This is a genomic window from Cupriavidus sp. 22TCCZM01-5, assembly GCF_057798915.1.
The window spans coordinates 1-22,890 of record NZ_JBYOJR010000035.1; the positions used below are offsets into that span (position 1 = coordinate 1).

General features: G+C 61.3%; 20 protein-coding genes and 1 pseudogene. 12 read left to right on the plus strand and 9 right to left on the minus strand.

What is annotated here, in order from left to right:
- Nucleotides 1–187: pseudogene (locus AC3FNH_RS26070) on the minus strand (hypothetical protein); the annotation flags it as partial.
- Between the two features lie 1,293 nt (nt 188–1,480).
- Between AC3FNH_RS26070 and AC3FNH_RS26075 the strand changes: the two are divergent.
- Nucleotides 1,481–1,786 (plus strand): panthothenate synthetase, encoded by a 306-nt coding sequence (locus tag AC3FNH_RS26075; protein WP_276102712.1) that lies wholly within the window; start codon nt 1,481–1,483, stop codon nt 1,784–1,786.
- Nucleotides 1,787–2,051: 265 nt separating this feature from the next.
- Here the strand turns inward: AC3FNH_RS26075 and AC3FNH_RS26080 are convergent, their stop codons facing one another.
- Both AC3FNH_RS26080 and AC3FNH_RS26085 read right to left on the minus strand, forming a co-directional pair.
- The gene (locus AC3FNH_RS26080; RefSeq protein WP_488722170.1) at nt 2,052–3,167 is read right to left on the minus strand and encodes an ATP-binding protein; all 1,116 of its coding nucleotides are present in this window, start codon (nt 3,165–3,167) and stop codon (nt 2,052–2,054) included.
- An 816-nt stretch (nt 3,168–3,983) separates the two neighbouring features.
- The gene (locus AC3FNH_RS26085; protein ID WP_488722120.1) at nt 3,984–4,739 is read right to left on the minus strand and encodes an IclR family transcriptional regulator; all 756 of its coding nucleotides are present in this window, start codon (nt 4,737–4,739) and stop codon (nt 3,984–3,986) included.
- 129 nt (nt 4,740–4,868) lie between these two features.
- Between AC3FNH_RS26085 and AC3FNH_RS26090 the strand changes: the two genes are divergently transcribed.
- The 5 genes from AC3FNH_RS26090 to AC3FNH_RS26110 all read left to right on the plus strand — a co-directional run bounded on the left by AC3FNH_RS26090 (nt 4,869) and on the right by AC3FNH_RS26110 (nt 9,614).
- On the plus strand, nt 4,869–5,807 hold the full coding sequence (locus tag AC3FNH_RS26090) for a Bug family tripartite tricarboxylate transporter substrate binding protein (protein WP_488722171.1): 939 nt from the start codon (nt 4,869–4,871) through the stop codon (nt 5,805–5,807).
- A 108-nt stretch (nt 5,808–5,915) separates the two neighbouring features.
- Nucleotides 5,916–6,614 (plus strand): RraA family protein, encoded by a 699-nt coding sequence (locus AC3FNH_RS26095; protein ID WP_276102716.1) that lies wholly within the window; start codon nt 5,916–5,918, stop codon nt 6,612–6,614.
- On the plus strand, nt 6,611–7,543 hold the full coding sequence (locus AC3FNH_RS26100) for an NAD(P)-dependent oxidoreductase (RefSeq protein WP_488722121.1): 933 nt from the start codon (nt 6,611–6,613) through the stop codon (nt 7,541–7,543). Before AC3FNH_RS26095 ends, AC3FNH_RS26100 begins: the two co-directional genes overlap by 4 nt.
- Before the next feature lie 9 nt (nt 7,544–7,552).
- Complete coding sequence (locus AC3FNH_RS26105; RefSeq protein ID WP_488722122.1) at nt 7,553–8,626, plus strand: cyclase family protein; 1,074 nt, start codon at nt 7,553–7,555, stop codon at nt 8,624–8,626.
- Between the two features lie 31 nt (nt 8,627–8,657).
- On the plus strand, nt 8,658–9,614 hold the full coding sequence (locus AC3FNH_RS26110) for a tripartite tricarboxylate transporter substrate binding protein (RefSeq protein WP_488722123.1): 957 nt from the start codon (nt 8,658–8,660) through the stop codon (nt 9,612–9,614).
- Nucleotides 9,615–9,815: 201 nt separating this feature from the next.
- On the opposite strand, the gene AC3FNH_RS26115 is transcribed toward AC3FNH_RS26110, so the two are convergent.
- Nucleotides 9,816–10,253, minus strand: coding sequence for a universal stress protein (locus AC3FNH_RS26115; RefSeq protein ID WP_488722124.1), 438 nt, complete (start codon nt 10,251–10,253; stop codon nt 9,816–9,818).
- Between the two features lie 403 nt (nt 10,254–10,656).
- Here AC3FNH_RS26115 and AC3FNH_RS26120 point away from each other — a divergent pair, with 403 nt between their 5' ends.
- Nucleotides 10,657–12,471 (plus strand): L-lactate permease, encoded by a 1,815-nt coding sequence (locus tag AC3FNH_RS26120; RefSeq protein WP_488722125.1) that lies wholly within the window; start codon nt 10,657–10,659, stop codon nt 12,469–12,471.
- Nucleotides 12,472–12,669: 198 nt separating this feature from the next.
- Nucleotides 12,670–13,032 carry an AMP-binding enzyme gene (locus AC3FNH_RS26125; protein ID WP_488722172.1) on the plus strand — a complete coding sequence of 121 codons (363 nt, stop codon included), beginning with the start codon at nt 12,670–12,672 and terminating at the stop codon, nt 13,030–13,032.
- 235 nt (nt 13,033–13,267) lie between these two features.
- Here the strand turns inward: AC3FNH_RS26125 and AC3FNH_RS26130 are convergent, their stop codons facing one another.
- On the minus strand, nt 13,268–14,005 hold the full coding sequence (locus tag AC3FNH_RS26130) for an SDR family oxidoreductase (RefSeq protein WP_488722126.1): 738 nt from the start codon (nt 14,003–14,005) through the stop codon (nt 13,268–13,270).
- Between the two features lie 141 nt (nt 14,006–14,146).
- Between AC3FNH_RS26130 and AC3FNH_RS26135 the strand changes: the two genes are divergently transcribed.
- Nucleotides 14,147–15,076 carry an AraC family transcriptional regulator gene (locus tag AC3FNH_RS26135; RefSeq protein WP_488722127.1) on the plus strand — a complete coding sequence of 310 codons (930 nt, stop codon included), beginning with the start codon at nt 14,147–14,149 and terminating at the stop codon, nt 15,074–15,076.
- Nucleotides 15,077–15,344: 268 nt separating this feature from the next.
- Here AC3FNH_RS26135 and AC3FNH_RS26140 read toward each other — a convergent pair whose 3' ends face one another.
- On the minus strand, nt 15,345–16,259 hold the full coding sequence (locus tag AC3FNH_RS26140; protein ID WP_488722128.1) for a LysR substrate-binding domain-containing protein: 915 nt from the start codon (nt 16,257–16,259) through the stop codon (nt 15,345–15,347).
- Between the two features lie 167 nt (nt 16,260–16,426).
- On the opposite strand from AC3FNH_RS26140, the gene AC3FNH_RS26145 reads away from it, so the two are divergent.
- The 3 genes from AC3FNH_RS26145 to AC3FNH_RS26155 all read left to right on the plus strand — a co-directional run bounded on the left by AC3FNH_RS26145 (nt 16,427) and on the right by AC3FNH_RS26155 (nt 19,470).
- Nucleotides 16,427–17,440, plus strand: coding sequence for a Bug family tripartite tricarboxylate transporter substrate binding protein (locus AC3FNH_RS26145; protein WP_488722129.1), 1,014 nt, complete (start codon nt 16,427–16,429; stop codon nt 17,438–17,440).
- Nucleotides 17,441–17,516: 76 nt separating this feature from the next.
- Entirely contained in the window at nt 17,517–18,938 is a 1,422-nt protein-coding gene (locus AC3FNH_RS26150) for an amidase family protein (RefSeq protein WP_488722130.1), read from the plus strand.
- Nucleotides 18,939–19,041: 103 nt separating this feature from the next.
- Complete coding sequence (locus AC3FNH_RS26155) at nt 19,042–19,470, plus strand: hypothetical protein (protein WP_488722131.1); 429 nt, start codon at nt 19,042–19,044, stop codon at nt 19,468–19,470.
- A gap of 53 nt (nt 19,471–19,523) precedes the next feature.
- On the opposite strand, the gene AC3FNH_RS26160 is transcribed toward AC3FNH_RS26155, so the two are convergent.
- The 3 genes from AC3FNH_RS26160 to AC3FNH_RS26170 form a co-directional block, all read right to left on the minus strand.
- The gene (locus tag AC3FNH_RS26160; protein ID WP_488722173.1) at nt 19,524–20,345 is read right to left on the minus strand and encodes a GntR family transcriptional regulator; all 822 of its coding nucleotides are present in this window, start codon (nt 20,343–20,345) and stop codon (nt 19,524–19,526) included.
- 342 nt (nt 20,346–20,687) lie between these two features.
- The gene (locus AC3FNH_RS26165; RefSeq protein ID WP_488722132.1) at nt 20,688–21,989 is read right to left on the minus strand and encodes an MFS transporter; all 1,302 of its coding nucleotides are present in this window, start codon (nt 21,987–21,989) and stop codon (nt 20,688–20,690) included.
- A 37-nt stretch (nt 21,990–22,026) separates the two neighbouring features.
- Nucleotides 22,027–22,629: a cysteine hydrolase family protein gene (locus tag AC3FNH_RS26170; RefSeq protein WP_488722133.1), complete on the minus strand. Its 603-nt coding sequence runs from the start codon at nt 22,627–22,629 to the stop codon at nt 22,027–22,029.
- Nucleotides 22,630–22,890: the final 261 nt, after the last annotated feature.

The window sequence follows — 22,890 nt, forward strand, 5'->3', positions numbered from 1 at the left end:
ACATCCTCCCGATCACCATCCTCGGCCTTCGGCGGCAGCAACATGTCTTCGAGCATCCCCCGTGGTTCCGGGGTATCCCATGGCTTGCCAAGCCTCGTTTTCTGTTCCGATAGTGGCGAACCTCCGAGTCGTGCTCGGCGGTAGGTGGCAGACCTCGGAATGTAGGGCCTGTGTCAGGTTGGATCATGGTGTGCCTCCCTCATCGGTCGGCATTCGTTGAATGCAGAGGTATCGCCCCCGGTCAAGCCGACGGCTTCGCGCTACCGTCTCACGGACACTGTTCTGATGCAGCTTCCAGCGCCTATGCGGCGCAGTGTTATCGAGCAACAATGCAGAGAGGTGGTCCCGTGGTGTTTCATTGCTGGACACCTCACCTAAAACGCTGATGTTGCCAGTCTCTGCCGCCTCTGGCATGGATGACTATGGGTTCTGTCCTACATGCGCCGTGTTGTTGGGCGCACGTTGCTAGGCAGGCCGCCAGGCAGTTATCTCACACAGCCCGTTGTCCGGCACGCGACCAATTCCCTTCAGGGAGACGTCCATGCAACGTCCTATCCTTAGGGGGATTCAGTCGGGAGAAGTCACGTGCTTGACGTTAAGACGGAGCTTCGGGATCTCGAAATGAGCACCCGGCATATCACTGAGGGACGCCAACGTATTCGCCGCCAGATTGCCCTTGTACGAGAGCTGCGCGCGGACGGTCATGACGTCGCCATGGCACTCCAGCTCTTGGACGCTCTGCGAGGCTCAGTGTCTGCCCAGCGAGAGCATCGAGCGCTGATCGTGAAGGTGCTAAATGACCATTCCAGACTGCGGCTTGGCGTTGCGCTAGCCGAGGGGGCGTTCGAGCCTGCGCCCAGGCGGAGATAACACAGACTCCACCGGGGGAGCCTAGCGAATCACTCCGCCCATCGATTTCCCGTACTGAGCGTGCCCATACGGTCTACTCAGACTCGGCGACATCGCTGACGACACCAGCGTTTGTACCATCTGGCGTTCTCTGTCGAGAAGGGTCGCCTTGGTCCCTTATGGTAACCATCCTGATCCCTAGCGGATTCTGACATAGGGCCATCTATCGTTCGGCGGGGAACTTCAACGTCTAGACGGTGCTGGGCGGACGCTTACCTCGTGACCGTTGTAGCTTGAAATCCGCCGTTGGGACGGCGACTGGTCGAATGGCCGCAAGGGGTCGGTCAGAGACGTTCGCAGTTTCACGGCCGGCATCTGACCGCGACCGACCAGTTCCGGCGTTCGCCGGCGAGCGTGGGCTGACACTCAAGCGTCAGCTCGCGACAAACTGCAGACGTCGGCCGCTGTCTATCTCCCGCATCAGTTCCCTGGTTTTAGATGCTCATGCTCAGTACCGTTCCGCACGAATGAGCGAGGAGTCTAGCCTTGTGTTGCCTAGACCACTAAAGCAGCGTCGGGGAACTCTTATGCTTGAAAAGTCCATTCAGGGCTTCAAGCAAGGAGGATGATCATGCGCATGCTTCTCAACATACGAATTCCCCACGAGCCATTTAATGCCTTCGTGCGCGAAGGCACCATTGGGGAAGTGATGGCGAGGATACTAGAAGAAACAAAGCCGGAAGCCGCCTATTTCACCGAGCAAAACGGAACACGCGGAGCCATCCTCGTCGTCAACCTCGATGAGCCGTCGCAGATTCCTGCGCTCGCAGAGCCGTGGTTTCTAATGTTCAACGCCGACTGCGAGTTTCGCGTAGTGATGGCTCCGGAAGACCTGAAGAAAGCCGGGTTAGAGAATCTCGGATCGAAGTGGAAATAGCAAGAGTTGGGGAGTTGCATGAGTCTAATTAGGTGGACGACCGTTAGTTAGGAGTTATCTCCCTCGAAGCGGTGACAGATCGAAGGCTCGGAGCGGGGCGGCAAGCGACTAGCGGCCGCCCTAATGGCCAAGGGCACTGCCCGGCCATGAGCCGTCGCTCGTCAGCACGTCGTAAGGACATTCCGACGTCAATTCAGCCTCGCTAGCGGCCATTGCACTCCGGAAGACGGAAGCCGCTTCCTAGCTCAGACCTGCGTTGAGGCTGCTACCCACGACGCGGTAGACGCACAGCAAACGCAGTCTCTGCCTGGTCGGACCGAACCTCAATTGACCCCTGATGGGCTTTGGCAATTTCGCTCGCAATATAGAGCCCGAGCCCGAGGCCGCGCGGGTTGTTGTCTTCCTGATTTGGGCCTCTGCGCAGCGGCTCGAAAATCCGGTCCAGCGTCAGCCGGTCAATGGCAGGACCGCTGTTGATAACCTCTAGACAGACTTCCGCATCGAGACCGGTGACTACAATGCGGACCGGCTTGTCCGGCGCGCCGTACGCTATCGCATTGAGCACCAGATTTGAAATCAGTTGCTGCAGGCGCACGCCGTCCCAAACACCCAGTAGGTCGCCGCTTACCTCAAGATCGATGCGGCGGTCTGGATTGGCGGCACGCAACTGGTCTACGGTATCGCCAACCAGGTTAGCCAGGTCGACATCATCAGGCGCGATGTTGATGCCCAAGCCGAGTTTCGTTCGGTTGAAATCGCACAGATCATCCAAAAGCGCGTTCATGCTGGCACCGCTTCGAATCAGTCGGGTTGCCGCTTCTGATACCTTCTCCCCGGCGTTCAGCGCGGCCAGGTATTTAGCGGTCATCTGGATGGTCTGGAGGGGACTTCGCATATCGTGCCCAAGCATGCCAAGCAGCAGATTGCGAGACTGCTCTACCTCCGCATCGAAAAAATCCACTGATTCTGCGATTGCCTGATCGATCGCTTCGTTGAACCGGACCATGTCGTCCAGGTCGTCGGCGACCAACTGAAATTCGTCTAGCCACAAGCGCAGCACGCAGGCGCGAAGAGCGCGGTACTCGGCAACCAGTTGGTTAATGCTGAAGCCACCACGCGCCCGCATGACGGCGTGCGTCTGCGCTGCAGTTTCCGGCGCGTCGGGCAGTGTGGGGGCTCGCCCCAGTGACTTTTCGCGCTGAGCGTCCCTCGTTTGTGAGGTTGATAGATCCTTGGCAATGGCCTGCAGGATCTGCGGTGCGCTGTCGCGTAGGGCGAGAGAGTTCAGGCACCGTGCAGCCGGCAGCAACGTGGTGGCAAAGGCCTCCCATTCCGCCAAAATGTGCTCCATGTCCCGCAAAATGAAATCAGCTAATCGCATGGCAACCAAGAGGAATTGAAGACCTACATTTCAGCAGAATAGGAGTTTGGCTCCTCCTGAGGCAACGTCGCCACTTAGGCACACGGTCATTACCTCATGAAGTGATGGAATCTTGGGGAAAAGCCTAGGAACGAAATCAGAGCGACTGCTCTAAACTCTTCCTGGATTTGTGCGGTGCAGCAACCGAGGGGCTGGAGGCGGCCGCGATCGGCAGGCCCCCGCCACGGGCGCTGCAGTCGACCAAGCTGCCCTCGGAGCAAGACCGGCGGGCTCTTTTCGCCTGGATTATGGCCTACGACGTTGTTCTAGAGCCGCAGAATCTGGGTGGGCGTTTCTGGAAGCCAGTTGATCAACTCTTGCAGTCGGCGTGGGAAAGCCTTGGTCTGGCGCCCGGCGCAGTCGGCGAGATGCCGACCTGGTCCGGCGCGCAGCAGGGGCTGGACCGCTGGTTTCGCGAACATTGCCAGCACCTCAGCGGAGTGTGACACCGCGTGCGGGAGGCGTCTGCGATATTGGCGACCCGATGGTGGGGGTGGCGGTAGCCGCTGCAGGTCCTGAGCACCCGGCGGGGGGCCGCATCCGGTGGAAGCAACAGCGGTGAAAGAGATGTTCAAGGAAGCGCGGGTGCGCAACATGTGGGCAGAGACCGGCCACTACCTGTCACTCGCAATTCGAAACTTAACGACCAGAGTGCGCCAGACATCGGTCGCTGACCGCCTCAGCGAAGTGCCTTTCACGATCACCATTCATCCGGCCACTAGACACTTGGCTCTCATGAGGTAATCAGAGCATTGGCTCAGAATCGCCCCCTCGAAATCAGGGATGCCATGTCGTAGGCCGGACGGTCTGATCCCGGGAGCCGGAAATTGCATAGGACACTTCCTTTCCGGCTGCCAGCATCAGATCCACATACTCCGCCAACTTATCTCGCGTCAGCCGACTAATGGGCCCTGAGATGCAAAGAACCCCGGCCAAAGTCCAATTGATTCCGAACACCGGGACAGCCAGGCTCGAAACTTCAGGCTCCCGTTCGCCCATTGAAATGAAATAACCGTCTTTGCGAATGGCCTCGTATGGCTCGCCGCTTTCGCCTGCGAATGCCCGCAACACTCTGCCCGGCGCTCCGGTGAGAGGAAGCCTTTCCCCGACGCGCACGTGGTGCCGCACCGCGCCCGGTCCTTCGACTCGCACCAGGCAGGCCCGAGTGTCTCCCTCCCGGACATAAAAGGCCGCGCTTTCGCGTGTTTCGTAGCTGATTCGCCTGAGCACGGGCTCCACCGTTTCATTCACGCGAAACGCAGCCTGATAGCGCGCGCCCAGCCATCCTGCGGCCGCGCCGAGGCGCCATTGGCCATCTTCGCGTTGGACCAGGTACTCGCTTTGCGCCAGTGTCCGCGCCGTGCGCAGCACGGTCGATTTGCCCATCCCGACCCGTCGACTCAACTCCGACAGGGTCAACGAAGCGTCATCGGCAGAGAAGGCCTCGAGAATTTGCAAGGCACGGGTGACCGCGATGATTGTGTCTTTATCCGCACCTTCCGGCACCTGTTCAGGCTGAGCATTCCGTTTCATGGCACATGTTCCGCTATGGACAACGCAATTGTATAGCACGGAACAGCAATCTATAGTCAAGGCACAAATACAAGGCTTCGATTGGAGACACCCTTGAAGATCATCCTTCGCGTTCTGGCCGCCTGCACCATGGCTGCAGTGCCTGGCCTTCCTGCGTATGCCGCAGACACCTATCCGGCCAAGCCCATTCGCCTGATCGTTCCCTTCCCACCGGGCGGCGCGCCGGATACCTTCTCGCGCGAAATTGGCCAACAACTGAGCCGGGATCTGAAGTGGACCATCATCATCGACAACAAGCCAGGTGCTGGCGGCAATCTCGGCGTCGAGGCTGCGGCAAAAGCGTCGCCTGACGGCTACACGCTGGTATTCGGCCAGACCAGCAATCTTGCCATCAACCCGTCGTTGTATAAGAAGCTGCCGTATGACCCAGCGAAAGATCTGACGCCCATCGGCTTGATTGCCTCCGCACCTCTCGCGATTGTTGCCAACAACAGTTCACCATACAAGAACCTGGCCGACGTGCTTGCCGCCGCGAAAGCCAAGCCAGGCACGGTAACGTTCGGCACGCCGGGCAATGGTACGGTCGCACACCTCGCCATGGAACTCCTGCAGAAGCAGGCCGGTGTGAAGATGCAGCATATTCCATACAAGGGTGCATCGCAGGCTCTCACCGACGTTTTGAGTGGCCAGGTAGAAATCTATATTGGCTCCGTCCCTACGGTGATGGGTCAAATCAAGACGGGCAAGTTGCGCGGAATCGCTGTGACCTCTGCGAAGCGTTCGCCGCAATTGCCTAACACGCCCACCGTAGCGGAAGCCGGCGTGAAGCAATTTGACGCGGACACATGGTTCGGCCTGCTTGCACCCGCCGGCACCCCGGCACCCGTCGTCGCAAGACTCAACGCTGAATTGAATCGAGTACTCCAGGTCCCGGCCGTTCGTTCCAAGATCGAGGCGGAAGGCGGACAGGTCTTGGGCGGTAGTACCGCAGCATTTGCAGGCCTATTGCAAAAGGATCTTGCTCGCTGGCGAGTCGTGGTCAGAGACTCGGGCGCGACCATCGATTAACGCCTCGGCGCGCGCCCGCGCGCCGGATTCCACTTTCGCAGTTTCACAATCCGTCGGTTGGCTTGCCAACTGCGCGGCTGGATTCACTCGCAGATTTTAGGAGCAACTATGTCGGCAACCCAACAACTCCCTGATGTCATCCGTGATTTCGAACGCGTTTCGTCCGATATCGTCAAGCAGGCGTCCGAGTACGCGTCTTCGATCTTCGCCGATGTAGCGGGTCGCCGCGGCGGCCTGCACGGGCGGATCGCACCACTGAGCCAAAAAAGCAAGTTCTGCGGTCCGGCTGTCACCGTGGAAGTTCGCCCGGGCGATAACCTCATGATTCACGCCGCCATGGCGCTAGCTCAACCAGGCGACGTCATTCTCGTCGATGGCAAAGGCGACCAAAGCAGCGCGCTGATGGGCGCAATCATGGTTAATCAGTGCATTGCACTCGGTGTCGCGGCCGTCGTCCTGGACGCCGCTGCGCGTGATGCCGAAGAGATCATCGAGACTGGCTTCCCGATGTACTCTGTAGGACTGAATCCCAACGGGCCTACCAAATTCGTACCCGGCCGCGTGAATCATCCGATTCAATGTGGCGGCGTTACGGTGCGCCCGGGAGACCTGGTCATCGGCGATGCAGACGGCGTGGTCGTCATCGAGCGCGAAAAAGCGCCGGCTCTGATTGAGGAGGCTGCAAAGAAGGTAGCGGCGGAGCGTAAACGCATCGAAGGTATCAAGTCTGGCGAAGCACTGCGACCATCCTGGCTGGATGATGCCCTGCGTGCCGCCGGTGTCCTGAAGGCTGGGGAAACGCTGTGAGTACGCCGGACAAGCCCGTAATCGTCGTGACCGCGGCGAGCATTGCGCCACAGGCAGTCGCGCTGCTGTCAGACTTCGAACTGGTCTATGCAGGAAAAGCGGCAACCGAAGAAGAGACCGCAGAACTTTGCCGGCGTTACGCGCCTGTGGCGATCATCGTCCGCACAAGCAAGGTCGGCGCCATGGCGCTCGACGCAGCGCCGTCGATTCGCGTCCTGTCAAAGCACGGAAGTGGCATCGACAACATCGACCAGGAAGCTGCGAAGGCTCGTGGCGTCAAAGTCGTGGCCGCGACAGGCGCAAATGCGGCAGCAGTGGCCGAACAAGCGCTGGCGCTAATGCTAGCCTGCGCAAAATCGGTCGTGATCCTAGACCAGCGCACACGCAACGGCCATTGGGACAAATCGACGCATCAAAGCCTCGAACTGAAGGGGCGCACGCTCGGTCTTGTAGGCCTGGGGGCGATCGGCCGACGTTTCGCCCAGATGGCGAATGCCATGGACATGAAGGTCATTGGATATGACCCTTATGCCACCGATCTGCCGTCGAAAATCGAGCACGTCAGCCTCGACACGATCTGGCGAAATTCGGACGTCATATCGTTCCATTGTCCACTGACCACCGAGAATCGAGGACTCCTCAACGCGGATAATCTGGCCAAATGTAAGGATGGCGTTATCGTCGTCAACACCGCGCGCGGTGGACTCGTTGAAGAAAGCGCGCTTCTGGCAGCGGTTGAGGGCGGCAAAGTGGCCGCAGCAGGCCTGGATTCGTTGCAGCAAGAACCGCCGCCCGCCGATCATCCCTTCTTCAGAAACAGCAAGTTCATCATCAGCCCGCACATCGGCGGCGTAACGAGCGATGCCTTCGTCAACATGGGTGTTGCCGCCGCGACAAACGTACTGGCTGAACTCTTTAAGCAGCGGTAAGGAGCCGACATGAGCGAGGCATCCCAGCGTCGGTGGCAGCGGAAGCCGGCCGGCAGCAATTGGGGCGAATTTGGACCGAACGACCAGCGCGGACGCATGAACCTGGTGGATCGCGCCAAGGTACTGCAAGGCGTCGCAGAGGTACGCGAAGGCATTACGTTCTGCCTTTCGCTTCCCCTCGATTACCCCGGCGGCCAAACCATGAACGTGCGTCGGCAGCCACCGCGGCGCTTCGCCGTCCTTCGGGATGGAAAGAGCGCCGGGCAGCAGGGTTTCTGCTGGTCGTACCGTTCCGAGGATCCCGATCTGACGGACGTGGTCAATGACGATGTCGTGCTCATGAGCCTGCAGTATTCAACGCAGTGGGACAGCCTTGCACACGTAGGCAGTCATTTCGATGCCGACGGTGACGGCAGCGACGAAGCTGTCTTCTACAACGGCTTTCGGGCCGGCGAGGACATCAGAGCCGGTGTCGAGACTCAAGCGTCCGAGGCATGGGCAAGATACGAGAACCCGGAAGCCGGAGCGTTGAGTATCGCCGTCCTTGCTGAGCACGGTGCCCAAGGCCGCGGCGTCATGATCGACATCGAGCGCCACATTGGGCGTAAACGACAGGCTGTCGGCTACGACCAGCTCATGCGCATTCTGGAAGCAGATAACGTAACAGTCGAGTCGGGTGATATGGTCTGCCTCCATACCGGGTTCGCCGACACATTGTTATCGATGAACAAGTCGCCCGATCTCAAGGTACTCCACGAATCCGGCACCGGACTGGATGGCTACGACGCGAAGCTGCTCAATTGGATCACCGACTCGCGCCTGGCATGCCTGCTGGCAGACAACCCCGCCGTGGAGCTGGTTGTGCCGAAACCGCTGACGCCTTCCCCCATTCGCGGGCCACGACTGCCGCTGCATGAACATTGCCTGTTCAAGAATGGCATTCACCTCGGCGAGCTGTGGCATTTGACACCATTGGCATACTGGCTGCGCGAGAACAATCGTAGCCGCTTCCTGCTGACCGCGCCACCTCTGCGCCTTCCCGGCGCAGTAGGTTCGCCGGCGACTCCGATCGCGACGGTCTAGCACACAACTACAACTTTCTGGAGACGAGACAATGTTCAAGTCCGTTACCGGCGCCATTGCCGGCCTCACACTGCTGTGCGCCACCACGTGTGCCAGCGCCGCCTATCCCGATCATCCAATCCGTCTCGTCGTTCCATATCCCGCAGGCGGCGCGGCCGACACGGTCGCCCGCATCGTAGCTGCCCCTCTGGGTACCAAGCTGGGTCAGACCATTGTCGTAGACAACCGCCCCGGTGCAAGCGGTGTGATCGGTGCCGGCGCGGTCGCCAAGGCTGCGCCGGACGGCTACACCCTGCTACTGGATGCTACGGCTCACTCGGTCAACCCTAGTCTGCAACCGAAGCTTCCTTACGATACCGCGAAGGACTTTGCCCCCATCTCCCTGGTGGTACTAGTGCCAAACCTTTTAGTGGTTCCTCCAAACTCTCCGTTCAACTCGCCCAAGGATATCGTGGCGCGCGCGAAGGCTACGCCTGGAAAGCTCACCTATGCGTCCGCGGGCTCCGGCACCGCACAGCATCTGGCAGCAGAGCTGTTCCGTCAACAGTCCGGACTGACTATGCTTCACGTTCCCTACAAAGGGGGTGCACCAGCCTTGAGTGACTTGATGGGTGGCCAGGTGGACATGATGTTCAGCAACATGGCAGCGTCTTACCCACTGGTCTCCGGCAAGAAGTTGAAGGTACTGGCGACCACAGGCGCAAAGCGTTCCACCACGTTGCCCGATGTACCCACCATCTCGGAATCCGGACTTCCCGGCTACCAGGTGTATGAGTGGAATGGCTTGTTCGCGCCTGCTGGCACATCTGCGGAAATCATAGAAAAGATCAACAAGGCAACAATCGAAGTCTTGGCACAACCCGCCATCAAGGAACGTCTCGCGGCAATCGGCGCGGAGGCTTCTGGTGATAAGCCACAAGAATTTCGAAAGTTCCTTGATGCGGAGCGCGCAAAATGGGCGACAGTCATTAAACAGGGCAGTCATTAAACAGGGCAATATTCGCCCGGAATGATGTTGGGTCTGGAGAACGTACTGCGCGGAGTGTCGATGGCCGCTACGTAGGCCGTGACGGCCATTGGCATCGCCGTGCCAACGGCCGAGAAGGGTCGGTAGCGGACCGCGGTAGCTGCTGGGGCCAAAACAACTGTTGACCTCCTTGCGCCGACCGATTTCACGACCTCCGCCGCGCTAGCGATAGACGAGCACGGGAATCTTGCTGTGAGTCAGTACCTTCAACGTCTCGCTCCCGATCAGGATCCCCTGCACGCCGCGCCGCCCATGAGACGCCATCACGATCAAGTCGCAGCCCTTGTCTTCGGCCGTCTTGATAATGGCCTCATAGGGATGATCGCTAGCGACATAGGTAGTCTGACAATCCACGCCGCTAGCGCGGGCTTCTCGCGCAAGACTATCCAGATACTGGGTCGCAACCTTCAGTGCCTCGTTTGCATACTCCTCGCGGGTATTCGCCAACATTTCAACGTGATAGCTCATCAGATGGTAGTCCGGACAGACGCGCACCGCGGTGACGCGGGCTCCCATCTCTCTCGCCAATGCGATTCCCTTGTGGAAGGCCGATTCGGCCAAGGGTGAGCCATCGACTGCCAGCAGAAGATGTTTGAACATGTCGTCCTCCTCGCCTGCCGCGCGCTAGAACGAAATGCCGCTCGGCTGCGCTACGGTCAATCCGAGCGACAGAGCATGGTGAGCAGGAGCCACGGTAACGATGTACCGACTGTCTCCAAAGCCCACCATCTGACTCGAGTATAGGTGGCGAGATGGGCACGTCAACGCGCGACGGATCCCCCGTGACAATGCTCGATACCGCAATGCAGCAAGCCCGAATCTGAAACGTAAGGTGCCGCTGCGTCCTGATTTTGGTTTGCTGGCTGGTACACGCGGCAGTAGAATTTTTGCGGACCACGCTGCTCTTTCTCCGGCATCAGACAACTCGCGTACCGGATACGAATTCGCCAAATGCCCGTGCAGCCTCCGATTCATTTGAACGGGGTAACCAATGAGGGAAGCCATGTACCAGCAGACATACGATCCACTCGGGAACGTGTTTCTTTCCACAGCGGTGGCAGCGATTCCAATCCTTGTGCTGCTGTACTTCATCGCCCTGCATCGGCATCGTGACCCGCACGGCAACGTGCACCTCGGCATCTCCGCACCCTATGCGGCGTTCTATGGCGTCATCGCGGCCTTCCTGGTTTCCTGCATCGTCTTCAGGATGCCGCTTGCCTCGGCGGCATCAGCGTTTGCGCTCGGATCCCTCTCCGGCTTCCTGGGAATCATCTGGATCGTTCTCGCCGCAATGTTCCTGTACACGATGACGGTGGTAACCGGCAAGTTCGAGATTGTGAAGGAGTCCATCATCCATATCTCGTTCGATCGGCGGCTGCAGTGCGTGCTGATTGCGTTTTCATTCGGGGCGATCATTGAGGGAACCTCGGGCTTCGGGACACCCGTGGCAATCGCCGGTGCGGTGATGGTGGGCCTGGGATTCAAGCCCTTCCAGTCCGCTGTCCTGAATCTCTTGGCCAATACCGCGCCCGTCGCGTGGGGCGCGATTGGCACGCCGATCGTCACGCTGGCGGCGGTGAGCGGGCTGGACCAAGTCACGCTGTCTGCCATGGCCGGCCGCCAACTGCCTTTTGTCTCGATCCTGGTCCCCTTCTGGCTTGTTGCCACGTTCGTGAAGATGGAAGGCGGCACCTGGAAGGAGGCATTCGAAGTGTGGCCGGCAGCGCTGTGCGCGGGGGCATCGTTCGCCGTCATGCAGTGGTTCGCGTCAGGGACCAACGAGTTCCACCTGATGACGGACGTGGTCTCCGGCGTGTTTTCGGTCATCTGCACCGCACTCTTTCTGCGCTTTGCCTGGCATCCGAAGACACGCTTCCTGCTCAGGGCCGAGCGCGAGGCGCTGGCCGCGGCCGGTAAGGCCAGTGCGACAGCCCCGGCCGACAACACCGAATGGAAGTACGCTTACACGACACGCGAGACAGTCTATGCGTGGCTGCCCTGGGTGATCCTGATCCTTTGCTGTGCCATCTGGGGCATGCCAGAGTTCAAGAAGTACCTGAATAACCTTTTCTCCTCGGTCACGTTCTCTACGACATTGCTCGGCTCACCTTTCTCAGGGACGCTCTCGCTACCCGTCTGGGACATGCCTGCGCTGCACAACCTGGTGCAGAGGATGCCGCCGGTGGCGCCAGTCAATGCCAAGCCGGAGGTGGCAAGGTTCACCATCAACTGGCTCTCTGCCGCCGGGACCGGGGTGTTCGTCGCGGCGATCCTGTCCGGCCTGGTCCTCGGGCTCAGTGCGGCGCAATGGAAGGCGGCCTTCCGCCAGACCCTCCAGCGCATGAAGATTCCAGTCCTGGTGATCGCACAAGTCCTCGGACTCGGGTTCCTGACGCGGTACGCCGGTACGGACGCCGTGCTCGGCCTCGCGTTCACCGGCGCCGGCTTCCTGTATCCCTTCTTTGCCGCCTACCTTGGCTGGCTCGGCGTCTTCCTGACGGGCTCCGACACGGCTTCCAATGCCCTATTCGGCAGCCTGCAGCGAATCACTGCCCAGCAACTCAACTTGAACCCGATCCTGATCGTTGCCACGAACTCGACCGGTGGCGTGATGGGGAAAATGATCGACGCGCAGTCCATCATGGTGGCCTGCGCGGCATGCTATGACGAACCAGAGGAGAGGTCGCATGCGCTTGGACCAATCTTCCGCACCATTTTCTGGCACTCCATCGCCGGAGCCGCGGTGATTGGCCTGATAGCGCTTCTGCAAGCCTATATCTTCCCAGGGATTATTCCGGTAGCACCACTCGGCAAATGAAACGTAAGGAGCAGATTCGGCAAAGGCCAGCCCGCGCCCCGTTATCGGGTCGCATTCACATTTTCGGAAGTAACCTGCCGACGAGCGGGCGCGGCCAGTCTCGGGCATCGCCCGCCGCCGGCGTCAGCCCTTCCCCAGGATTGTCACTGCCTTGTTCGCATCGTCGAGCGAGTCCACCGACACGTAGGCGACAAGCAGATCGAATCGGCCGCGCTGCTGGTGCCAGAAGTCGCCGAGGCAGCGGTGGTGCCAGTGGCCGACGAAGTCAAGGGGAAGGTTCCCGACCTCTATGTCTCGCTCAAGCCGGGACTGGCGCCCTCCCAAAAGATCGCGAACAAGGTCGCGGCCTCGGTGGTGTCCCAGATCGGCGCGATTGCGCGTCCGCATCGCGTCGTCATTGTTCCTGACATGCCCAAGACACGCTCAGGCAAGATCATGCGCCGCATGCTGGCGGCGATCTCCAACCACCAGGATCCAGGTGACGTGTCAACGCCTGCCAATCCGGAGATTGTAGAGGAGATCAGGGACCTGACGACCTTGTCGCAGAACGGAAGCACATGAAGACCGTGGCGAGGAGTACGCATGGACGCACCTCCTATCGGCTGGCTGAGTACGGCCAGGAAGAGCCGTCCGCTAGTGTCGTGGACCCGACATTCAGGTGTCGGCTCCGTTCCAGTTTCCGGCCGTTCGCAGGTCGCCGATGCCCGGCGCATCGGCCAATGCGAACGACCCGACCAATTTGTTGAAATGTCAGCTACCAGCCAGAAGCGATAATGCCGGCTGCGGCGGCAGCAACCTATCCCTGCGCCGTGGGGCGGACGATAATCTCGCCCACGTCGACATCGGCCGGTTGCTCGATTGCAAACGCCATCGCCCGGGCAATGGCGTCCGGCGGCATGGCGAATTTATCCATCGAGGCGGAGATTTGCGCCTTGGCTTCCGGGTTGGTCACCGATTCTGCAAAGTTCGTCCGCGTGAAGCCGGGTGAAATGACCGTTACACGCATTTTGTCTCCCGCCTCCTGCCTTAACCCCTCTGAGATCGCGCGCACCGCACTCTTGGTCGCGGCGTAGACCGCCATGTTCGGCGCGATGCGAAGAGCGGCGGTGGACGCGGTATTGATGAAGTGGCCGAAGCCCTGCGTACGGAAGAGCGGTAACGCCGCTGCAATACCGTTCAGCACGCCTTTGATGTTCACGTCGATCATGTCTTCCCAATCGTCCACGCGCAACTCGTCGAGAGGAGAAATCGGCCCGACTCCAGCGTTGTTGATCAGCACGTCGAGCTGGCCGAATCGTTCGCATGCCAGTTTTACAAGTTTCGACATGTCCTCTCGGCGCCTAACGTCCGTGCATGCCCATGCGCATAGTCCCCGCGCCTTGCCAATTCGATCGGCGAGGTCGAGAAGCCTATGCTCCCCACGGGCGCCCAGCACCACTTTCGCCCCGCGCTCCGCCAGTAGCAGCGCCGCTGCCTCGCCGATTCCGCTGCTTGCACCGGTGATGACAACGACCTTGTCCTTGATTGTCGACATGATATTTTCCTCATCGCTTGTCCAAGAGGGCGGGAATCATGAAATGGCCCCAGCACGCTCTGCACATCCCATGTTCGTCTAACCGGGCCGTCTAATCTATAATCAATTCAACGCATTTATTTATCGATCGTACGGATTTGGATGGACCCGCTCTCGGATGTCTTTCACCTGCTCAAAGTCGACAGCGTGCTGGCGGCACGGCTGGAAGTGTATGGCGCCTGGTCGCTACGCTTTTCGGCTTATGAACACATCAAGTTCGGTGGCATCCTGGAAGGTGCGTTCTGGCTATGGTTCGAAGATGGCGCCCCGCCGGTCGAGCTGAGGGCGGGGGATTTCTATCTGTTGACTCAAGGGCAAGCGTATTGCACCGGAAGCGACCCTTCACTTCCTCCTGTCGACGGCCGTGAAGTGCTTGCCACGAGCCTTTGCGCAGACGGGATCGTGCGTTATGGCCGCAGCGGGGAGAAGGTCAGTGCAGCCGGAGGCCGCTTCGTCTTCGACGCCGATACCAGCGAACTCTTGCTGAAGTCCTTGCCGCCGCTTATCCATATTCCGGCTGCTTCTGAAACGGCTCCGGCGCTGCGCGCCGTGCTCGATCTGCTGCGGCTTGAAACGGAGACGCCCCGCCCGGGCGCGTCGGTTGCCGCAGCGAGCCTCGCGAACATGGTACTTGTGCAAGTCCTGCGCGAATATTTGGCGTCGGGAGCGCATACGCCGGGTTGGCTTGGCGCGCTGGCCGATCCGAAGATCGGGACCGCCCTTGCCCTCATCCATGAGGACGTAGCCCGGCGTTGGAAAGTCGATGAACTCGCGGCGGCGGTGGCCATGTCGCGCACGACGTTTGCCGAGCGCTTCAGGACGCTAGTCGGCATGACGCCCATCGATTATCTGACCGATTGGCGTATCGCAAAAGCTGGCGCCGCGCTGCGAGAAGGGAAAAGTATAGCTTCGGTCGCCGAAAGCATCGGCTATGGTTCAGAGGCTGCCTTCAATTCCGCGTTCAAACGGATCGTTGGACAAAGTCCGGGGCGCTACCGGCAATCGCAATCCGCGGCATGCAGCAGGAAATAATAAGCCGCGTTCTGATTGCAATCTCGTTCGATCGGCTCACATGGTCGCTTTCGGAAATCGCGAATATCTCAGGAGTCCTGGGCAGTCGTTCAGGACGGACGGGGTAACAGATCGCTGAGGCCGATGGAACTCGCTAGTTATTGCGTATGACGAGTGACCGCTGTACGCCGAAGTTTGCTTGGTTGACTGATTTGGCAGTGCGAACCATCGGCACAATCCGCACTGCCGATAGTTCGCCCGATGCGGTTGCAGCCGGGTCCTGATCCGGTCATCCCGTCGCCAGCTTCTTCCCGTTCACTGCAATCTCCTTTCTGAACAACTCCGCCATAGTCTCCGCCGCCAACGACAGCGGCGTATCCCGCAGCGTCAGAATCCCCAGCGTGATCGGCGGCAACGGCATCCGCAACGGCACCCGACTCACCTGCTGCGCATAGGGTTCCACGCCGAGCAGCCCGGCCGGACAGGAAAGCAGCGCATCGCTGCGCGTCATCAGGTTCCAGCTCACGCCAAAGGTATTGGCCTTGATGATGCGTGCCGGCACCGGAATACCTGCCTCCCGCAACTTGTCGAGCATATAGGTGTGATGACTGCCCGGCGACAGGTGCATCAGCCATTCGCAATCAAGCAGTTGTTCCCACTCGGTCACGTGTTCCAGAGGATGGCCACGGCGGCAGGCGACCATGATTTCCAGCCTCTGCAGCGGCTCGAAGGTGAACTCGCTGCCGATGGCTTGCTGTCCCGGCGCGGCGACGGCGAAGTCGACGGTGCCATCGCGCAGCGCGGGCAGTACCAGCGGCATCATGCCTTCTTCCACCGTGAGCTCGGCCAGCGGCATGCGCTTGCGGAAGGCGCGGATCACGTCGGGCAGCAGGCTCAGGAAGACCATCGGCGTGACGGCTACCGATACGTGCGCCTGCTTGCCGCCCTGCAACTGGCGGATGTCCTGCCGTGCCAATGCAAGCTGCGCCTGCGCCAGCCGCGCCCGCAGGGTGAGCTGGTGACCGCATTCGGTCAGCGTCACGCCGCGCGAGCTGCGCACGATCAGCGGCGCATCCAGGTCCTGTTCCAGTTCGCGGATGGCCTTGGTAATGGCGGCCTGGCTCAGGTGCAGGCTGCGCGCCGCGCCGCGGATGCTGCCGGTCTCCACCAGGCTCAGCCATGCCTTCAGGTGATGGTCCTTCACGTTGTCTCCCTCGCTTCCCGTTCTGTGAGATGTCTTGCGCTTGCTGGCGATGCGACGACAACCCTAAGTTGTCATTATCAAGAATTTAGCGTCTTTTGGCTTTCATTCTATCTGCGTAGCCTTGTTGCGAACCCCATGCCAATGCAAGGAAAACAGCGAGGAGACACATGGAGAAGACGCGCAACCCGGCAGAACGACCGGGCGTCACCCGTTTCACAGTACGGGCAATGGCCGCACTGGCGATATCAGCCCTAAGCACCGCGCCGCCGCTGGCCCGGGCCGAGTGGCCGGAGCGGCCGCTCAAGATGGTGGTGCCTTACGCGGCCGGCGCGGGCGCGGACGTAGCGCTGCGCCCGATCGCCGAGGCGATGGGCCGCGAACTGGGCAAGCCGGTGGTGATCGACAACCGGCCCAGCGCCGGCGGCATCGTCGGGACCAAGCTGGTGGCCACATCCGCTGCCGACGGTTACACCATCGGCTACGGCAATATGGTCACGCTGGCTGTCAACCGCACCTTTTACACCAAGCTTCCCTACGATCCGGAAAAGGATCTCGCGCCGATTGGCCTGGCCATCGGCAACGCCTATGTGCTGGTGGCGCGCAAGGACCTGCCGGCCAACAACCTTGCCGAGCTAATCGCATACGCGAAGCAACGCCCCGGCAAGGTGGTGATGGGGTCGCTGGGCATCGGCTCGGGCGCTCACCTGGCGGGTGAGCTGGTGCAGGGCAGCACCGCCATCAAGATGCTGCACGTGCCCTACAAGAGCGGCGCGCAGGCACTGGGCGACATGGTCAACGGCCAGGTCGATGTGATGTTCGACAACGTCTCGGGCATCCAGCAGTTCGTTGCCGGCAAGCAGATCAAGGCGCTGGCCGTGACCAGCCTGCAGCGCGTGCCGGTGCTGCCGCAGGTGCCCACCATGGACGAGAGCGGCATCAAGGGCTTCGAGGTGGTGGCCTGGGGCGGGCTGGTGGCGCCGGCGGGCACGCCCATGCCCGTCATCCGCAAACTCAACGCCGCGCTCAACAAGGCCCTGGCAGATCCCGCCGTGGTCAAGGCGAATGCCGCACTGTCGATCGAGGCCATGCCCTCCACGCCCGAGGCATTTACCAGCCTGATCCGCAGCGAGGTGCCCCGCTGGGGCGCCACCGTCAAGCGCGCCGGCATCAAGGCCGAATGATTGCACGCTTGCCGCCGCGCCGGATCGGCGTAGGCGTCATCGAATCCATCACATCCACAACCACAACGGACCATCCATGAGCAAAGAACTGTGGCGCCTGAGCGCCGTCGATCTCGCCCGGCATATCGCCTCCCGGGAAATCTCGTGCCGCGAGGCGGCGGCAAGCTGCCTGGCGCGGCTGGACGACGTCAACCCCCGCCTCAACGCGGTGGTCGAGGTGCTGGCCGACGAAGCCCTGCACGCCGCCGCCGAGGCTGATGCCATGCTGGCACGCGGCGAGCCGGTGGGCCCGCTGCACGGCGTGCCCGTGACGATCAAGGTGAACGTGGACCAGGCGGGGCGCGCCACGACCAATGGCGTAGCGGCCTACCGCAGCACCGTGGCCACTGCCGACAGCCCGGTGGTCGCCAACCTGCGCAAGGCGGGAGCCATCATCATCGGCCGCAACAATACGCCGGCGTTCTCGATGCGCTGGTTCACCGACAACGCCCCGCACGGCCGCACGCTCAATCCCTACGACGCCACGCGTACGCCCGGCGGCTCCAGCGGCGGCGCGGCGGCAGCGGTGGCGGCCGGCATCGGCCCGCTCGCGCACGGCAACGACCAGGGCGGATCGATCCGCTATCCCGCCTATGCCTGCGGCGTGGCAGGCCTGCGGCCGAGCTTCGGGCGGGTGCCGGCGTTCAACCCGTCCCAGTCGCGGGAGCGCACCATCGGCATGCACATGACCTCGGTGCAGGGGCCGCTCGCGCGCAGCGTGGCGGACCTGCGCCTGGCGCTGGCGGCGATGTCCGCGGGCGATGCCAGGGACCCATGGTGGACGCCCGCGCCGCTGGATGCCGCGCAGCCGGCCAATGCCCATCAGGCGGGTACAAGAGTCGCAGTATGCACCTCGCTGCCGGGCTACCGCGCCGACCCCGAGGTCGCCGCGGCGGTCGCGCAGGCGGCACGGTGGCTGGAACAGGCCGGTTATACGGTCGAGGAAGCCGCCCCGCCGCGCTTCACCGAGGCAACGGAGCTGTGGCTGGCACTCACCATGAACGAGACCAAGGCCAGCGTACGGCAAGCCGTAGAGAACGATGGCGATGACGCGATCTGCCGTGCCTTCGGCAGCATGTACCGGCTGGCCCCGGATCTGGATCTCGTGGGCTATATGGACGCGCTGGCCCTGCGCTCCAATCTGCTGCGCGACTGGCAACTCTTTCTTGCGCAATATCCGCTGCTGCTGATGCCGGTCTCATGGCAGCGCCCGTTCGCGGTCGACGCGGACCAGCAGGGCGATGCCGCCATGCGCGAAATCCTGGATGCGCAAAGCCCGCTGCTGGCGCCGGCCATGCTCGGCCTGCCGGGCTTGTCGGTGCCGACCGGCATGGCAGGCAGCACGCCGATGGGTGTGCAACTGGTGGCGGGGCGCTTCCAGGAGGCGCTTTGCCTGGCGGCTGGCGAGGCCATCGAACGGCGCGCAGGCTGGTCCGGGCTGGCTGAGATGCGGGCGTAACCGGTCCTGATCGAGGGAGCGCTCTGTGTTCGGGCGGCATCGGATGTGTTGATGGGGATGCGGCGCAGCCATTGATCGGGCGTAACCCGTGGGAGTAACAGGCATGGTCGCAGTCAAATTCGACGATCTTTCCATGGCTTTGGACTTCGTTAGTTCTGCTGCGCCAATGGATCACAACGCGTATGTCTCACTCGATACCGGTCAAGTCTATTGGACTTCTGATTTCGACGACGACTTCGACGACGAGATTCCTGACGACCTTGAAACTTCGGACCGCTACCTTCCGATACCGCATAAAAACGAGCTCGATCTTGGAAGAAATCTCGCCCTCCAATTTGTCGCACAAGAGTTGCCTGAGTGTTATGAACAGGTTGAAGCATTCTTCCGACTGCCACGCGCTTACGCTTGCTTCAAAGATATGCTGGCGCGCAAAGGCATTCTCGAACTCTGGCATTCGTTTGAAGCCGACTCTGTCGAAAGAGCGCTGAGGCAATGGTGTGCTGAGAACGGTCTGGAGATTCTGGAGTCGTAGCGCCAGTTAGACATAACGCAATGCGGAGCACGCACGCGCCGCCCAGTACGCACCTACTTTAAGCCAAGCGTGAACGGAAGCAGCAGCGCATTCACCAAGAGCAAGCCATAGGCGATCACCATGGCCGCCGGGATGGCGGATTTTGGTCCATCGTATGTGCGAGCGCTACGGCGCGTCCACAGGAATCCCGCGCCCATGCCCAGGATGGCAAGGCCGGAAAACAGACTCTCCAGCACAAGCGTGGCCGGACGTAGATTGCCCGGGCTACTGTCGACGCTCTTTGCAGAGCGGCGGGCATCCGCTCCCCAGTCAGCCGGTCTTTCAGAGACGGCGGCGGCAATCGGGCGAGCGGGCTCGATGGGCACTGGCTTGACCGGCGTGACAAGCGGCTCAGTCAACGTCGGCGCTTCCTGGGCGTGCTGTGTCGGCGCAGTAGCCGGCGCCGGCTCACGCCTGACCGGGTCTGGTGTAGCCGTAGCAGCGGGGTGCGGTGAGGCCGGCCGGCCCGGTGTGTTCCGCATTGCATCCCGGTCCCGCCAGAACTTGGCGAACATGCTTTCCAGGCAGCGTGCCGAGTCGCAGGCATCACGCCGCGCGCGCCATGCCGCAATGTCAGCGTCCTGAAGGGTGCCTTTGCGCAGCATCCGCTGCTGCTCGGCGTAGATACGCTCGTAGCGCCCCGACAGCGTGGCAGAGTCGCAGATCAGGTGGTGCTGCTGGCGCGTGCGCGGGCGGGCGCCGTCGGTGGCAAGCGTGCATCTTGTTCCGGCGCCTTCCGGGTCCTCGCAGTGAACCGAAGATCCCCCGGCAGGTGACTTACAGGCAATGTCCGAGGCCCGCGCGCCGCTGACAGCGGCAAGGCCAATGGCAACCATCGCGGCCACGCGCGCTATGACCCTCTTCATGTTGATTCCCCATCGAAGCGGCCCGAGGCTTCCAAGCTAGTCAAAAGTCGTCGGCTACCCAAGTACGCATTGCAATGCGCGTGGGGTAGGACACTTACTGCTGGTTCATCGAGGGAAAAATGCTCGCTGTCCGTCTCTTGCCGGCGCAAACCGGCATGTGTGGCGGGCCTGTCGATGTGACGTCCAGGCTGGCCATGGACTTACCCGCATTTAGTGCAGAGTAATCCTTGCCCGCAGTGAGCAGGAATGTTCGGATCACTTGGCCAGCCAACCGGGGACTTTGATCGCGCAGGCAAATTGGTCCTGCGCGTACTAGCTTCTACGGATCTCGTTAATCTCTGCGGCCTCGAGCTCCGCGCTGGATTCCCCATCCCTGGTGGCAATCAATGCCTTCGGCGCCAGGGGAATCAGCGGCAGGATCAGCGCGTACACCACCGTGGTTGCGATCACGCAGTAGGTAAATCCGTGCGTAGCGTCGCTGTTGTAGATCCAGGATCCCAACAGATCGCCGGCGCGCGCCGAGAGCGCCAGAACGCCATCCACCAGCATCATCAGGGTTCCTTGCAGGCCCGGCGGACAGGACCGGATCGCCAGATCGAAGTACGCCGCCGTGGCGATACCGCCCATCAGTCCTATCGGCGCCGCCAGGACAAGGGCGAGATCGGCCGAATGAATGAATGCCAGCGGAATCATCTGTGGTATCGCGATGATCGTTCCCCACCACAGCAGCTTGTCCAGCGATACCCGCTTGCACAGATAGCCATACAGCAAGAACGTTGGAACGAAGGCGGCGGCAAAGATACCGTTGTAGTACGAGTAAATCGCATCCGACGCATGCAGCGTATTGCTCAGGTAGAACTGCAGCGGCGTGGCCGCGCCCGGCGCAAAATTCCATAGAAGGCAGATGAGAACCGCCGGGTAGACGGCCTTATGCTTTGCCAGCCGCCTGACATTCCCCAAGAAATCCGTGCTGCTGGCCTGCGGCTTCTCATAGAGATGGCCGAAGACCGAAGCGGGCTTCCATAGTGCCAGCACGGCAATCAACAGATTGAGCGACGCGACAAGGAAGAAGGCGTCCTTCGCGGCAAGATGGTCGGACACATAGCCGGAGGCCAACGCGCCAGCAACAACCGGAACGGAGCTGATCACATTCAACAGGGCGCTCAGGCGTCCGGACATGAGCTTTTCCTGGCCAACCAGGGCGACCAGCCCCTGATACGCCGCGGCGACAAACCGGGACGAGACCATGGCCAGCATCATGCCGGCGAGCAGGCCGGCGTATGAGAAGCCTGAAAACGCCATCCAGGCGAGCGCGGCTGCGGTCGCGGGAGCGAAGATCAGGAAGAAGCCGCGATCCCGCAATCCCAGCGGGTTCCATTGGTCACGCGCCAGGCCAAAGGCGAATGCCACGTACACGGGGATGCCCGTCAGCAGGCGGAATGTGGAGATCTGCGTCGCCGTCGCATGCAACTGGTTCTTGAGTATGTAAGAAGCCTGAATATCGATCAGGGCGCCGCCCGGCGTAGCCAGATAGATGAACAGGGTCATCCAGCCGAAGTACTGCAGGGTCCGGTAGCTGCCTTCAGCACCATTGCGACCGGAATCTGCGGACATGTTCATATTCTCCGGACTGTCGGCGTCCCGGCCCGTGCTAGGCGAGCCACCCCAAGGCATCGGCGAGCGAGAGCACGGTTGTGCGTGAATCGAATGCCGTTGAAAAAAGATGCTCGTGCACGACCTGGTCCGGGTCGTAGCAGCAGTCCTTGACGGTGAGCAAGCGGAAGTCCGCATCACTCGCATACGCGACCGACGACAGCACAACACCGGTCGACGCAATGCCCGCCATGATCAGCGTATCGATCCCCTGGGCGGAGAGCCTCACCTGCAGGTCGGTGCCAAAGAACACGCTGGCACGATGCGCGATGATGAGAGGCTCCGTGGCCTGCCGGCCGAGTTCCGGCGAGATCTGGTCGTCGACGAAAAGCCCCAGCTTCTTGATCCCCTGTCCGTTCCGGTTCAACGGGCTGACTTCCGGGTAGCCCGGACTGAAGTGGATCTTGGCGAAATAGACGCTGACGCCCCTGGCCCGTGCGGCGTCGCACAGTCTGCGCGTATTGGAGAGCAGGGTGGGGGCGACCGACGGGAATAGCGCCATGATGTCGGCCTGGTAGTGCATGACCACCAGGGCGGTTTGCGCCGGAACCAATGCCGGCAGCTGCGTGGTCACGCCGCGCGTATCGGCGGCGCTTTCCATGTCCGGTTGATGGGCTGCCGAATCGACGGGGCGAAGTTCAACGGGGGGCGGCATAGGGCTTCCGGTGAAGAATGGCGATTGACTCTACCACGGTGTGACCCCGGCTCTCCGTCTGTTCGGAAAATAGTGCCGCGGCGCGGCATTGGAATACTCCGGCCCCTTGCAAGGGACTTCTTGCCATCCGGCCAGTTAGGGAGGGCCTTGCACTGCAGCGCACTGCGCGCCGTGGCATAGCCTTTGTTGGCCTGGAGCTGGCGCGTT